Annotated in this window: 14 protein-coding genes and 1 tRNA gene; 12 read left to right on the top strand and 3 right to left on the bottom strand. The window is 58.5% G+C overall.

Annotated elements, in window-relative coordinates:
- Positions 1–44: 44 nt before the first annotated feature.
- From ispF to rpoS, 7 genes are read left to right on the top strand one after another with little or no spacing between them, the layout of a single operon-like run.
- Positions 45–521, top strand: a complete 477-nt coding sequence (gene ispF / locus AB5Y81_RS21225; protein WP_005309431.1) for a 2-C-methyl-D-erythritol 2,4-cyclodiphosphate synthase — start codon at positions 45–47, stop codon at positions 519–521.
- Positions 521–1,579 (top strand): tRNA pseudouridine(13) synthase TruD, encoded by a 1,059-nt coding sequence (gene truD / locus AB5Y81_RS21230; RefSeq protein ID WP_017780945.1) that lies wholly within the window; start codon positions 521–523, stop codon positions 1,577–1,579. The genes ispF and truD overlap by 1 nt, the downstream gene beginning before the upstream one ends.
- Complete coding sequence (gene surE / locus AB5Y81_RS21235; protein ID WP_279484827.1) at positions 1,560–2,306, top strand: 5'/3'-nucleotidase SurE; 747 nt, start codon at positions 1,560–1,562, stop codon at positions 2,304–2,306. The genes truD and surE overlap by 20 nt, the downstream gene beginning before the upstream one ends.
- Before the next feature lie 4 nt (positions 2,307–2,310).
- Complete coding sequence (locus tag AB5Y81_RS21240; protein WP_279484826.1) at positions 2,311–2,928, top strand: protein-L-isoaspartate(D-aspartate) O-methyltransferase; 618 nt, start codon at positions 2,311–2,313, stop codon at positions 2,926–2,928.
- Positions 2,925–3,506 (top strand): YqaA family protein, encoded by a 582-nt coding sequence (locus tag AB5Y81_RS21245; protein ID WP_026141142.1) that lies wholly within the window; start codon positions 2,925–2,927, stop codon positions 3,504–3,506. Before AB5Y81_RS21240 ends, AB5Y81_RS21245 begins: the two co-directional genes overlap by 4 nt.
- Positions 3,507–3,515: 9 nt before the next feature.
- On the top strand, positions 3,516–4,571 hold the full coding sequence (locus tag AB5Y81_RS21250) for a peptidoglycan DD-metalloendopeptidase family protein (RefSeq protein WP_026141487.1): 1,056 nt from the start codon (positions 3,516–3,518) through the stop codon (positions 4,569–4,571).
- A gap of 47 nt (positions 4,572–4,618) precedes the next feature.
- Positions 4,619–5,602 (top strand): RNA polymerase sigma factor RpoS, encoded by a 984-nt coding sequence (gene rpoS / locus AB5Y81_RS21255; RefSeq protein ID WP_005309444.1) that lies wholly within the window; start codon positions 4,619–4,621, stop codon positions 5,600–5,602.
- A gap of 84 nt (positions 5,603–5,686) precedes the next feature.
- On the opposite strand, the gene tsaD is transcribed toward rpoS, so the two are convergent.
- Positions 5,687–6,700: a tRNA (adenosine(37)-N6)-threonylcarbamoyltransferase complex transferase subunit TsaD gene (gene tsaD, locus AB5Y81_RS21260; RefSeq protein ID WP_017780946.1), complete on the bottom strand. Its 1,014-nt coding sequence runs from the start codon at positions 6,698–6,700 to the stop codon at positions 5,687–5,689.
- 179 nt (positions 6,701–6,879) lie between these two features.
- On the opposite strand from tsaD, the gene rpsU reads away from it, so the two are divergent.
- The 5 genes from rpsU (at position 6,880) to AB5Y81_RS21285 (ending at position 11,780) form a co-directional block, all read left to right on the top strand.
- Entirely contained in the window at positions 6,880–7,095 is a 216-nt protein-coding gene (rpsU, locus tag AB5Y81_RS21265) for a 30S ribosomal protein S21 (protein ID WP_005309452.1), read from the top strand.
- 15 nt (positions 7,096–7,110) lie between these two features.
- On the top strand, positions 7,111–7,554 hold the full coding sequence (locus AB5Y81_RS21270) for a GatB/YqeY domain-containing protein (protein ID WP_017780947.1): 444 nt from the start codon (positions 7,111–7,113) through the stop codon (positions 7,552–7,554).
- An 88-nt stretch (positions 7,555–7,642) separates the two neighbouring features.
- Complete coding sequence (gene dnaG, locus AB5Y81_RS21275; protein ID WP_017764736.1) at positions 7,643–9,430, top strand: DNA primase; 1,788 nt, start codon at positions 7,643–7,645, stop codon at positions 9,428–9,430.
- Positions 9,431–9,613: 183 nt separating this feature from the next.
- A complete protein-coding gene (gene rpoD / locus AB5Y81_RS21280) occupies positions 9,614–11,509 on the top strand; it encodes an RNA polymerase sigma factor RpoD (protein WP_322111590.1) in 1,896 nt (631 codons plus the stop codon).
- A gap of 194 nt (positions 11,510–11,703) precedes the next feature.
- Positions 11,704–11,780 (top strand) — tRNA-Ile (locus AB5Y81_RS21285).
- 434 nt (positions 11,781–12,214) lie between these two features.
- Here AB5Y81_RS21285 and AB5Y81_RS21290 read toward each other — a convergent pair.
- Entirely contained in the window at positions 12,215–12,646 is a 432-nt protein-coding gene (locus AB5Y81_RS21290) for a hypothetical protein (RefSeq protein WP_279484825.1), read from the bottom strand.
- Positions 12,646–13,020 carry a hypothetical protein gene (locus tag AB5Y81_RS21295; protein ID WP_279484824.1) on the bottom strand — a complete coding sequence of 125 codons (375 nt, stop codon included), beginning with the start codon at positions 13,018–13,020 and terminating at the stop codon, positions 12,646–12,648. The genes AB5Y81_RS21290 and AB5Y81_RS21295 overlap by 1 nt, the downstream gene beginning before the upstream one ends.
- Positions 13,021–13,239: the final 219 nt, after the last annotated feature.

Genomic DNA, 13,239 nt, shown 5'->3' on the forward strand with positions numbered 1-13,239 from the left:
GCGCGCCGGCCGGCGCGACCCGATTCACCCACAGAGGAGCTGGCATGATCCGGATTGGACATGGTTTTGATGTACACAAGTTTGGCGGGGTTGGCCCCTGCATGCTGGGCGGGGTGGCGGTGCCGTATGAACAGGGCCTGCTGGCTCACTCCGATGGTGATGTGGTGCTGCATGCGGTGAGCGATGCCCTGCTGGGGGCCATAGGCGCCGGCGACATCGGCCGCCATTTCCCCGATACTGCGGCCGAATTCAAGGGCATCGACAGCCGCATCCTGCTGCGGGACGTGTTTGCACGGGTGCAGAAGGCGGGTTATGCCATCGGCAATCTGGATGTGACCATCATCGCCCAGGCGCCCAAGATGGCGCCCCACATCGACGCCATGTGCGCCGTGCTGGCCGCCGATCTGCAATGTGATTTGAACCGGGTGAACGTCAAGGCGACGACCACCGAACAGCTTGGATTCACGGGGCGCAAGGAAGGGATCGCCACCGAAGCCGTCGTCTTACTGGTGAAACAATAATGCTCGAACAACTGGCCTACCTGCACGGGGCGCCCACGGCCCGCGGCATCCTCAAGGCGCAAGCCGCCGACTTCGTGGTCAATGAAGATCTCGGGTTTGAACCCTGCGGCGAGGGTGAGCACATCTTCGTCCAGGTGCGCAAAACCGGCGAGAACACCGCCTGGGTGGCGGGCCTGCTGGCCGATGCGGCCGGGGTTGCCCGCAATGCGGTGACCTGGGCCGGTCTGAAAGATCGCCACGCGGTGACCGAACAGTGGTTCGGTATCCACCTGCCTGGCAAGGCAGAGCCGGACCTCTCGGTCATCGAGAGCGACAGCATCCGGATCCTGCAGGTGAAGCGTCACAACAAGAAGCTGCGGGTCGGCTATCTCAAGGGCAACCACTTCACCCTGCGCCTCACCGGACTGGAGCAGGCCGACGGGCTGGAGTCCCGCCTGCAGGCCATCGCCGACCAGGGCGTGCCCAACTACTACGGCGAGCAGCGTTTCGGCCGTGGTGGCAACAATCTGGAGGCCGCCAAGGCGATGTTCGCCGGCAAGCGGATCAAGGATCGCAACAAGCGCTCCCTCTACCTCTCCGCCGCTCGCAGCATGCTGTTCAACGCTATCGTCAGCGCCCGCATCGAGCAGGGGCTGGCCCATCAGCTGCTGGCTGGCGACTGCGTGATGCTCAAAGGCAGCCACTCCATCTTCAGCGAAGAGAGCGTGACGCCCGAGCTGGAGGCGCGTCTCGCCTCCGGCGACGTGCAGCTCACCGCGCCCCAGTGGGGGCGTGGTCGCTCTGCCAGCCAGGGCGCCGCCGCCGAGTTCGAGCAGGCAGTGCTGGCGCCTTATCACGAGTGGTGCGAGGGGCTGGAGAAGGCGGGGCTGGATCAGGATCGCCGCCCCTTGCTGCTCAAGCCGCAGGCCATGAGCTGGCAGTTGGAGGGGGCTGTGCTGACCCTGTCGTTCTTCCTGCCGGCCGGGGCGTTTGCCACCAGCGTGGTGCGCGAGTTAATGCAGGCCGAAGAGGCCGATCATGGTTTCAGGAATCAGTCCGATGAGAATTCTGGTCAGTAATGACGACGGTGTGCATGCCGAGGGTATCCGTGCCCTCAGCGAGGCGCTGGCCGCCTGCGGCGAGGTCATCGTGGTGGCGCCGGATCGCAACCGCAGCGGGGCGAGTCACTCCCTGACGCTGGAAGTGCCGCTGCGGGTCACCCGCATCGCCGAAACCGGATACCATGCGGTGAAGGGAACCCCGACCGACTGCGTGCACCTGGCGGTCAACGAGCTGGTGCGCCCCGAGCCCGACATGGTGGTGGCCGGCATCAACCACGGTGCCAACCTGGGGGATGACGTCATCTACTCGGGCACGGTGGCGGCTGCGACCGAGGGGCGCCACCTCGGCTTCCCCTCGCTGGCCATCTCGCTGGTAGGCAAGACCCATTTCGCCACGGCGGCCCATTACGCGGCCCTGATGGTGAAAGGCATGATGGTGCACCCGTTGCCTGCCGATCAGATCCTCAACGTCAATGTGCCTGACCTGCCCCTCGACCAGATCAAGGGGATCAGAGTAACGCGCCTTGGCAACCGCCACCGGGCGGAGTCAGTGATCTGCACCGAGGATCCCCGCGGCCAGCCCATCTACTGGATCGGCCCCCCCGGCAGCCAGCAAGATGCGGGAGAAGGCACGGATTTCGCCGCCATCGAGCAGGGCTACGTCTCGATCACCCCCCTGACCATCGATATGACTGCCTACAGCAGTCTGGCGGGGCTGGGGGCTTGGTTGGACCTGCAGGGATGAAGGTGTGATAGTACAGCGCCTGTTAAACCAGCTGATTGCGCAGGACATTCGCGATTTCCGCGTACTCGCGGCGATTGCCAAGGTGCCGCGCCAGCTGTTCGTGGATGAAGCCATGGCCCACAAGGCCTGGGACAATACGGCCCTGCCCATCGGTCACGGCCAGACCATCTCGCAGCCCTACATGGTGGCGCGCATGACCGAACTGCTGATCCAGAACAATCCGGCCCACGTGCTGGAGATTGGCACAGGATCGGGTTATCAGACGGCGGTGCTGGCTCATCTGGTGGAGCACGTCTACACGGTGGAGCGGATCAAGTCGCTGCAGTTTCAGGCCCGGCGCCGGCTGCGTCAGCTCGATCTGCACAATGTCTCCGCCAAGCACGGCAATGGCTGGCTGGGCTGGCCCAATAAGGGGCCGTTTGACGCCATTCTGGTCACGGCGGCCGCCAGCGAGGTGCCCGCGGCCCTCACCGATCAGCTGGCCGACGGTGGTCGGCTGGTGTTGCCGGTGGGGGATAGCCAGCAGACCCTGCAGCTGATCGAGCGGTCGGGCTCCCAGCTCACCAGCCGGACCCTGGAGCCGGTCCGTTTTGTTCCCCTGATTGACGGAGATGTCGAGTGAAGTTGTTTTCCCGCCTCTATGTGCTGGTGATGCAGTGGGCGCGCCACAAATATGCCCCCTGGTATCTGGCGATCACCGCCTTCATCGAGTCGGTGTTCTGGCCCATCCCGGTGGATGTGATGCTGGCCCCCATGGCGCTCGGCAAACCCCGACGGGCCTGGCACTATGCCGCGCTCGCCACCCTGTTTTCGGTACTGGGCGCCCTGGTGGGTTACCTGCTCGGCTATGCCCTGTGGGAGCCGGTGGTCCAGCCGCTGGTTGCGTCGGTCGGCTATGAGGAGAAGATTGCCGTGGCCGAACAGTGGTTTCAGCAGTGGGGTATCTGGGTGATTTTTATTGCCAGCTTCACGCCGATCCCCTACAAGGTGTTTACCGTCACGGCCGGTCTGCTGCAAATGGCACTGCTGCCCTTCATCGTGACCTCGCTGATCGGGCGTGGCATGCGCTTTTTCCTGGTGGCGGGTCTGATGCGCTGGGGTGGCGAAAAGATGGAGCGCAAGCTGATGCACTATGTGGATGTGCTGGGTTGGCTCTGTATTGGTTTGGCCGTCGTGGCCTATTTCTGGTTTAGTCGTTGAGGATCCACTATGCGTTCGCGTATTTGGCAAGGAAGCAGTGTCGTCGTGTTGTCATGGCTGTTGCTTGCTTGCGCTTCCAGCAAGACCGCCGCCCCCGTCCAGGGACTGGGCAATGACGGTCTTGTTTCCACCATTCCGGCGCGCCAGATGGCGGCCCAGCCCACCATTCAGGGCAACAGCTACACGGTGAAGAAAGGGGATACGCTCTACTCCATCGCCTTCAACTCGGGCAATGACGTGCCCTCGCTGGCCAGCCTCAATGGCATCAGTCCCCCCTACAACATCTATCCGGGTCAGCAGATCCGGCTCGACGCCTCTGGCAGCACCATGGCGGTGGCACGCAGCGCGGGCACCTATCAGGTTCGACCCGGTGATACCCTGAGCAGCATTGGCCGCCAGTTCGGCATGTCGAATCAGACCCTGGCCCAGAACAACAATCTGAGAGCCCCCTTTGCCCTTCAGGTGGGGCAGGTGCTGAACGTGCAGTCCTCCGAGGCGAGCAGTGGCCAGATGGTGGCGGCGACCTCGCCGGTGACCGCTCCGGTGGTCAGCCAGAGCAGTGGTCCCAAACCCTTGGCTCCGGCAACGTCAGGTACGACCACTCCGTTCATCAAACAAAAAACCGTTGCTCAGCCATCTTCAAAAGAATACGCTCAGGCAAAAGAACAAAAAAACGACAACAAGCCTCAGTCGAGACTTTCTTGGCACTGGCCTACCAAAGGCCGGATCGTCGAGGGTTTCTCTGTTGCAGAACAGGGGAACAAGGGCATAGATATCGCCGGCCAAAAGGGGCAACCCATCTACGCGGCGAGCGGCGGCAAGGTCGTCTATGCGGGTAGCGCACTAAGGGGTTATGGCAAGCTGATCATCCTCAAGCACGATGATGACTACCTTTCAGCCTACGCTCACAACGATGAGCTGCGGGTCAAGGAAGGGGATTCGGTGCAGGGCGGATCTGTCATTGCCAACATGGGTAGCACGGACGCGCCGGATGTGCGATTGCACTTTGAAATCCGGTACAGAGGCAAGTCGATCAACCCGATGAGCCATTTGCCAAAGCGTTAGACCCAGAGAGTTAAGTCTTACTCTGGTGCAGGTCAGGGAGACACGCCATGAGCCAAGAACAACTGGTAATGCAGGATGCAGAGTTAGAGTTCGACGAAGAGCTGGAGAGTCAGGAAGAAGAAGAGATACAGGAAGTTGCGGCCGAGGCCGAAGAGACGATTTCCGATGAGCTGATGGCACCTGAACTGAACAAGGTGATGGATGCCACCCAGCTCTATCTCGGGGAGATTGGCTTCTCCCCCCTGCTCACGGCAGAAGAGGAAGTCTATTATGCTCGCCGTGCCTTGCGGGGCGACAAAGCCGCCCGCAAGCGCATGATCGAGTCCAACCTGCGACTGGTGGTCAAGATCGCCCGTCGTTACAACAACCGCGGCCTGGTGCTGCTGGATCTCATCGAAGAGGGCAACCTCGGTCTCATCCGCGCGGTCGAAAAATTCGATCCGGAGCGCGGCTTCCGCTTCTCCACCTATGCCACCTGGTGGATCCGCCAGACCATAGAGCGGGCCATCATGAACCAGACCCGTACCATTCGTCTGCCCATTCATGTGGTCAAGGAGTTAAACGTTTACCTGCGCACTGCGCGCGAACTCTCTCATCGCCTCGATCATGAACCGACCGCCGAGGATATCGCCCAGGCGCTCGATCGCTCGGTGGACGATGTGAACCGCATGCTCAAGCTCAACGAGAAGATCACCTCGGTCGATACCCCGATTGGTGGCGATCGCGACAAGGCGCTGCTGGATGTGCTCTCTGATGAGCGCGGCATGGGCCCTGAGCTGGAGTCACAGGATGACGACATGCGCGCCAGCATAGTGCACTGGCTGGAAGAGCTGAATCCCAAGCAGCGTGAGGTGCTGGCCCGTCGCTTCGGTCTGCTCGGCTATGAGCCGGCGACCCTGGAAGACGTGGGGGCCGAGATTGGTCTGACCCGGGAGCGGGTGCGCCAAATCCAGGTGGAGGGGCTGCGCCGTCTGCGGGAGATCCTACTGGGGCAGGGGCTCTCCATCGAGGCGCTGTTCCGCACCAACTAATTGCTGCGAGTGAGTGAAGATGCTTACCAGGCAAAACCAAAAGGGGCCCATAGCCCCTTTTTCATGTCGACTGGATCCACAGGATCAAACCGGATCCAGCGTATCCAGCGGCCAGCGCGGCACGGCCTTCACGGCCAGCGGCTCGAACACGCCCGCTTTCAGGCGCTGCATGCCGGCATAGGCGATCATGGCGCCGTTGTCGGTGCAATATTCGGTACGTGGGTAGAAGACTTCCCCCTTGAGGCTCTCCATCAGCTCGGCCAGCTGAGCGCGCAGGTGACGGTTGGCGCTGACGCCGCCGGCCACCACCAGGCGATTGAGACCGGTCTCCTTCAGGGCCCGGCGACACTTGATGGCCAGCGTATCGACCACCGCATCCTCAAACGCCCGGGCGATGTCGGCACGGGTCTGCTCGTCGTCGCCATTGGCGGCGATGGTGTTGGCGGCAAAGGTCTTGAGGCCGGAGAAGCTCATGTCGAGCCCGGGGCGGTCGGTCATGGGACGCGGGAAGGTGAAGCGGCCCTTGAGGCCTTTCTCAGCCAAGCGGGAGAGCAGCGGACCACCGGGATAGTCCAGACCCATCAGCTTGGCGGTCTTGTCGAACGCCTCGCCGGCGGCATCGTCGATGGATTCCCCGAGCAGCTGATAGTTGCCGATACCGTCGACCCGCACCAGCATGGAGTGGCCGCCAGAGACCAAGAGCGCCACAAAGGGGAACTCGGGAGCCTTCTCTTCCAGCATGGGCGCCAGCAGGTGGCCTTCCATGTGGTGCACGGCGATGGCTGGCTTGTTCCATGCCATGGCAAGTGAGCGGCCAATGGTGGCCCCCACCAGGATGGCGCCAACCAGACCCGGGCCCGCGGTATAGGCGATGCCGTCGATGTCATCCTTGCCCAGTCCGGCCTCTTGCAACGCCGCCTGGATCAAGGGGATCGTCTTGCGCACATGGTCCCGGCTGGCCAGCTCGGGAACGACGCCGCCGTAGTCCGCATGCAGCTTGACCTGGCTGTATAACTGGTGGGAAAGGATCCCTTTTTGATCGTCGAAGATCGCGATCCCGGTTTCGTCACAGGATGTCTCTATGCCCAATACACGCATTGCTAAAAAATTTCACTGCTAAAATGAGACGGCTATGGTAACCTTCGCGGGTTTTTTAAACCAGAGCGATCTCTGCGGGTTTACTTTCATTCCCTGTCCAGAGTATAATTTCGCACCATTTTAAGACATGCTGATCGATTGAAGGTCAGCTAACAATTTATCACTGAGGTGAAAGGCACATGCCAGTAATCAAAGTCCGTGAAAATGAGCCGTTTGACGTTGCTCTGCGTCGCTTCAAGCGTTCTTGCGAAAAAGCCGGTATCCTGTCCGAAGTTCGTAGCCGTGAGTTCTACGAGAAGCCGACTACCATTCGCAAGCGTGCCAAAGCGTCCGCCGTTAAGCGTCACGCCAAGAAGCTGTCCCGCGAAAACGCACGTCGTATCCGCCTGTACTAATCAAGGGATCATGCCGTGTCTCTGAAGGATCAACTCAAGGATCAGCAAAAGCTCGCCATGCTTGCCAAAGACAAGCAGCGGCTGGGCGCGATCCGTCTGTTGATGGCTGAAATCAAGCAGCGTGAAGTTGACACCCGTGTCGAGCTCGATGATCAGGATATCCTCGCTGTGGTGACCAAGATGGTCAAACAGCGCCGTGATTCCATCAGTCAATTCGAGGCCGCCGGTCGCCAGGATCTCGCCGACAAAGAGTCCGCCGAGATCGCTGTGTTGCAGGAATTCCTGCCGCAACAGCTGACCGCAGCCGAGATTGCCGCACTGATTGAGCAAGCCATCGCTGAAAGTGGTGCTGCCGTCATGGCTGACATGGGCAAGGTCATGGCTGTCTTGAAGCCGAAAATTCAGGGGCGTGCCGATGTCGGCGCCGTCAGTGCGCAGGTGAAAACCCGCTTGGCGTAACAGGCAACTCTCTTGTTTGGTCAAAGAAGCCGTGCTTCCCTGGGAATGCGCGGCTTTTTTATTTTCTACGCAATGAAACAGGACGGTTATGGCAGGCAGGATCCCACAATCCTTTATCGATGATCTGCTGGTACGCACAGACATTGTCGAGTTGATCGACTCCCGTGTGCGGCTGAAGAAAGCCGGTAAGAACTACCAGGCTTGCTGCCCTTTTCATAACGAAAAAAGCCCCTCGTTTACTGTCAGTCAGGAGAAGCAGTTCTATCACTGTTTCGGCTGCGGTGCCCACGGCAATGCCATCGGCTTTGTGATGGAGTACGACGGGCTCGAGTTTCCCGATGCCATCGAGGAGCTGGCCAGCCTGCATGGCATGCAGGTCCCCCGTGAGCAAACGGCGGGGGGAGCCAGCAATAGCCAACCGGCCGTCAGCAAGGATCTGTTCGAGCTGATGAACCAGATTGCGCGCTTCTACGAGAGTAATCTCAAGAACGCGCCACAGGCGGTGGAGTATCTGAAAGGCAGAGGCCTGACTGGCGAGGTGGTCAAGCGCTTCAACATCGGGTATGCCCCCGGAGACTGGGATCAGGTGCGTCGCCGCTTTGGATCCAGCCGGGAGCACGAGCAGCTGCTCATCTCAGGCGGCATGCTGATCCCGCGGGACAGCGGCCCGGGCAGCTATGATCGCTTCCGAGATCGCATCATGTTCCCGATCCGCGACAAACGCGGCCGGGTCATCGGCTTCGGTGGCCGGGTGTTGGGGGATGGCACGCCCAAGTATCTTAACTCTCCCGAAACGCCCATCTTCCACAAGGGGCGGGAGCTGTTTGGTCTCTACGAGGTCAAGCAGGCGCACAAGGATCCGCGTCGGATCCTTGTAGTGGAGGGCTATATGGATGTGGTGGCGCTCGGCCAGTACGACATCGATTATGCGGTGGCTGCGCTGGGAACCGCGACCACCAGCGACCATATCCATACCCTGTTTCGCACCACGGCTGAGGTGGTCTGCTGTTACGACGGCGACAATGCCGGCCGTGAGGCGGCCTGGCGGGCATTGGATAACGCGCTGTCCCATCTGCAGGATGGCCGTGAACTCAAGTTCGTGTTTCTGCCGGATGGCGAGGATCCCGACTCGCTGGTGCGCCAGATCGGCAAGGAGGGGTTCGAAGCGCTGCTCGACCAGGCTCAGCCGTTTGCCGACTTCATGTTCGAACGTCTCGGTCGTGATGCGGCCCTCTCGGGTGAGGCAGGCAAGTTCGAAGTGGCCAACAAGGCCGCCGAGCTGATCCGCCGGGTGCCGGAAGGCTTTACCCGCGAGGGGTTGATCACCCGGCTCTCCAGCATGATGCGTTGGGGTGAAAACAAACAGCGGATCGCCGAACTGTTTGCCCGCAACAGCCAGCCGAAGGCCGAGGTGAGCAAGCCCAAGGCGGCCAAGCTGACACCACTGCGCCGGGCGTTGGCATTGATGGTGCAATATCCGGCGATCACCGCCGAGCTGCCGGCCATGCCTGAGCTGGCTGGCCTGCGTCTGCAGGGGATCCAGTTCCTGCTGCAACTGCATCAGCAGATCCTGACTCAGCCCGGGGTGACAACGGGTATCCTGCTGGAACACTGGCGCGGTACCAAAGAGGGAGAGATCCTGGCCCAGCTGGCGATGCACGATTTGTTTGAAGAGGTAAAGCTCGACCAGGAGCCCGATATTCTGGGAGAATTACAGGATACTTTCGTCGGTTTCATCAACCTGTTCCTGAAGCAGCGCATCGAGGAATTGCAGGCCAAGGTGGCGCAGGAAGGGCTAAGCTCTGAGGAAACTCAGGAGCTGATGATGCTGATCAGAGAGGTGCAGATTGAGAAAAGAAATGAGAGTGGGGCTTGATATTTGAGTGATTAACCCCAATATGAATACCGTTGCCCGAATGGACGGGATTAAAAGCAAACATTTTATAACCGCCTGGCCCCGACAATACTGCGGGCAGGGGTTTCTCATGACCGACGCCGCAACCAGACATAGCATGTCTGGCGGTTTTCTATTAGAATTGGCTATTTGCGCAGCAGCGCACTGTACGCGCAACCTAGCAACACCAACCGGATGAGTTCTATGGAGCAAACCCCGCAGTCTCAGCTTAAACTCCTCGTTGCCAAAGGTAAAGAACAGGGCTACCTGACCTATGCCGAGGTGAACGATCACCTCCCGCAAGACATTGTCGACTCTGACCAGATCGAAGACATCATCCAGATGATCAACGACATGGGTATCCAGGTGGTGGAGAACGCCCCGGATGCCGATGATCTTATCATGGCTGAAGGTGGTACCGCCGATGAGGACGCTGCCGAAGCAGCGGCCCAGGCTCTGGCATCTGTTGAATCCGAGATTGGTCGCACGACCGATCCCGTCCGCATGTACATGCGGGAAATGGGTACCGTCGAACTGCTGACCCGCGAAGGCGAAATCGATATCGCCAAGCGGATCGAAGACGGTATCAACCAGGTACAAAGCTCCGTCGCCGAGTACCCGGAAGCGATTACCTATCTGCTTGAACAATATGACAAGTATGAAGCCGAACAGCTGCGCCTGTCCGACATCATCTCCGGCTTCATCGATCCCAATGAGACCGACGACGTCGCACCGACCGCCACTCACATCGGCTCCGAGCTCAGCGAGGAAGATCTGGCTGACGAGGATGAAGACGAAGACGAAGACGAAGACGGTGATGGGGATGACTCCGACGATGATGGCGACGGTGGTCCGGATCCGGAAGTTGCTCGCGAGAAGTTCGGTGAGCTGCGCGCCCAGTACGAGGTAACCCGCCTCTCCATTCAGCAGAATGGCCGCGCGCACGAAGATACCCAGAATGCCATCTCCCAGCTGGCAGACGTGTTCCGTCAATTCCGCCTGATGCCCAAGCAGTTCGATCGCCTGGTCAACAACATGCGCGAGATGATGGAGCGGGTCCGCGTGCAGGAACGTATCATCATGAAACTCTGCGTTGAGCAGGCCAAGATGCCGAAGAAGACCTTCGTCGCGGCCTTCACCAACAACGAGTGCGAAACTGCCTGGTTCGAATACCAGAAGCAGGCCGGCAAGGCCTGGTCACCGCGTCTGGTGGAGATGGACGAAGACGTGCTGCGCGCCATTGGCAAGCTGCAGCAGATAGAGGAAGAGACCGGTCTGTCCATCGCCCAGATCAAGGACATCAACCGTCGCATGAGCATCGGTGAGGCCAAGGCCCGCCGCGCCAAGAAAGAGATGGTCGAGGCCAACCTGCGTCTGGTTATCTCCATTGCCAAGAAGTACACCAACCGCGGTCTGCAGTTCCTGGATCTGATCCAGGAAGGCAACATCGGTCTGATGAAGGCGGTCGACAAGTTCGAATATCGTCGTGGCTACAAGTTCTCGACCTATGCAACCTGGTGGATCCGTCAGGCCATTACCCGCTCCATAGCGGATCAGGCCCGTACCATCCGTATCCCGGTACACATGATCGAGACCATCAACAAGCTCAACCGGATCTCCCGTCAGATGCTGCAGGAGATGGGTCGTGAACCGAACCCGGAAGAGCTGGCCATGCGCATGGGCATGCCGGAAGACAAGATCCGCAAGGTACTGAAAATCGCCAAAGAGCCCATCTCCATGGAGACGCCCATCGGTGATGATGAAGATTCCCACTTGGGCGACTTCATCGAAGATACCACCCTGGCCCTGCCGGCCGATGCGGCCACCAGCGAGAGCCTGCGCAACGCGACCCGCGAAGTGCTGGCCGGTCTGACCGCTCGTGAGGCCAAGGTACTGCGCATGCGTTTCGGTATCGACATGAACACTGACCACACCCTTGAGGAAGTGGGCAAGCAGTTCGACGTGACCCGTGAGCGTATCCGTCAGATCGAAGCCAAGGCGCTGCGCAAGCTGCGCCATCCGAGCCGCTCCGAAGTACTGCGCAGCTTCCTGGACGAGTAATCCTGGGCGGGTCCAACCCGTAACCGCTGTCAAAAAGCCCCGCCATGCGGGGCTTTGTTTTATCCGTGGCGATGGGGCGCTGACGATGAACCACGGAACCGCTTGAATATGGATGAAATCTCGCCAAGTGGTTGATATGCCTATGGACTGGCTAACGGACATCCCCTATAATCCACGCCGCAAAAGCACATTTCGGCCCCTTAGCTCAGTTGGTTAGAGCAGTCGACTCATAATCGATTGGTCGCCCGTTCAAGTCGGGCAGGGGCCACCACATTCAGAAAGGCGCAGTAGGTTAGTAACCGCTGCGCCTTTTCTATTTCTGGCGTTTTGAAGTGTACTTGTGAGTGTACTTAGCTAACTGCTAGGGGCGGAATGATGACGGCATTCCAAGCCCTATCAATTGCCCAGTGATGGGTTGACACAATGACAGTGGTTTTAGGGGACAGGAAGAAAAGTTGTGTGGGGAGCGGAGAGAGGCATCGTCGATTTGCTGGGGAAATGCTGGTTGCACCAGCCAGGGGAGGGGGTAAGGGGGGGTTCTTATATATATGCAATGTAGCTTGAAAAAATCTCACAGAAAATATGACAAATGGCCCCCTCTGCAAGAGTCAATACAACCCCATGAGCATACTGGCTATAGGGGATAGTAATCAGATGGGGGCTGTATGTCTTGAGAGGCGTAAGGGGTAAAGTACCTCTCCTCTATCACCGGATTACTTCATCTTTCACGGTTTCATAGTAGGAATAGTGAGAGTATCGGGCGCATAAGGGGCAAGAAATCCGCTCCTCTTGCCAATCTCTCTTCTGAATGAGCGTTACGCCCTTACAAGCTGGACACCGATGGTTGATATTCAGCGCCCTTAGTTCTTCTTGGCGTTCACTGTCAACATTCAGAAATGCCAAATCAAGCGCCCCTTGTAGCGAACGAGTATCGGTATAGACACCATCACACAAAGCCATATCAAAGCCTTTAAGTTTGGGTGGCGTAATGCGGTAGCTAGAGCCTTTACGCTCAATGACAATGCCCTTGTAAGAGAATCTAGTAATTTCTGATTTGTATTCATGGAAGCGGACAGGCTTATCAGCCTGCCCTCCGAACTTGTAATTTGCAGCCTTTGGCGTCTTGATGAGAGACATTAACCACCTCTAAGTTTCTTGAAGAAGTCAGCAGCGTCTTGGCTGTTGGTGAGTGGGCTAGGCTTGTAACCAGCTTTCACACGTCTAGCACGCTCCCATTGATTCCATTGCTTGGTTGTCCAATTGGGATTAGCTAATTCATCCCCTGTAAACTCTGTTTTTTGAATAGGATCTGAGAAACCATGTTTACGCATGGCGTCAGTCTTAAGAGAGTGCATGTATTCAATGTGCTCTTTAGATCCTGCACCAATACCAAGAGCTTTCATGCTCTTACTCACCTTAGAGGCGTCTCCTTGTGCCTCTTGGATGATGGCTGCAAGCTGATCATCATTGATTGATTCGTCTTGAAACAGGTCTTTGATTTGTTCATTCATCTTTAGTTTCTCCGAAAGGAATTGGGTGCCCAGGTGAAAGAGGCGTCAATGTCATAGTTCTTGAATTTTGAATAATCGCGGTAGTGATCACAGTGGGTTACAGGAACCCGTTTGTGTGTGTTAAGAAAACACCACATAGTAAGAGTCCTACTTTGCTAAAATTGGCTATTTTAAGCCTTGATATACAAGGGCTAGAGAGGAAGTGGCACAGGGGGGAGG

This window comes from Aeromonas sp. s2 (assembly GCF_040907935.1).
GTDB classification, from domain to species: domain Bacteria; phylum Pseudomonadota; class Gammaproteobacteria; order Enterobacterales; family Aeromonadaceae; genus Aeromonas; species Aeromonas dhakensis.

What these genes read in the sequence shown, in the direction of transcription:
- truD (WP_017780945.1), top strand. Translation starts at nt 521, where the DNA reads ATGCTCGAACAACTGGCCTACCTGCACGGGGCGCCCACGGCCCGCGGC.
- AB5Y81_RS21250 (WP_026141487.1), top strand. Translation starts at nt 3,516, where the DNA reads ATGCGTTCGCGTATTTGGCAAGGAAGCAGTGTCGTCGTGTTGTCATGG.
- dnaG (WP_017764736.1), top strand. Translation starts at nt 7,643, where the DNA reads ATGGCAGGCAGGATCCCACAATCCTTTATCGATGATCTGCTGGTACGC.
- rpoS (WP_005309444.1), top strand. Translation starts at nt 4,619, where the DNA reads ATGAGCCAAGAACAACTGGTAATGCAGGATGCAGAGTTAGAGTTCGAC.
- surE (WP_279484827.1), top strand. Translation starts at nt 1,560, where the DNA reads ATGAGAATTCTGGTCAGTAATGACGACGGTGTGCATGCCGAGGGTATC.
- AB5Y81_RS21290 (WP_279484825.1), bottom strand. Translation starts at nt 12,646, where the DNA reads ATGTCTCTCATCAAGACGCCAAAGGCTGCAAATTACAAGTTCGGAGGG.
- ispF (WP_005309431.1), top strand. Translation starts at nt 45, where the DNA reads ATGATCCGGATTGGACATGGTTTTGATGTACACAAGTTTGGCGGGGTT.
- rpsU (WP_005309452.1), top strand. Translation starts at nt 6,880, where the DNA reads ATGCCAGTAATCAAAGTCCGTGAAAATGAGCCGTTTGACGTTGCTCTG.
- tsaD (WP_017780946.1), bottom strand. Translation starts at nt 6,700, where the DNA reads ATGCGTGTATTGGGCATAGAGACATCCTGTGACGAAACCGGGATCGCG.
- AB5Y81_RS21295 (WP_279484824.1), bottom strand. Translation starts at nt 13,020, where the DNA reads ATGAATGAACAAATCAAAGACCTGTTTCAAGACGAATCAATCAATGAT.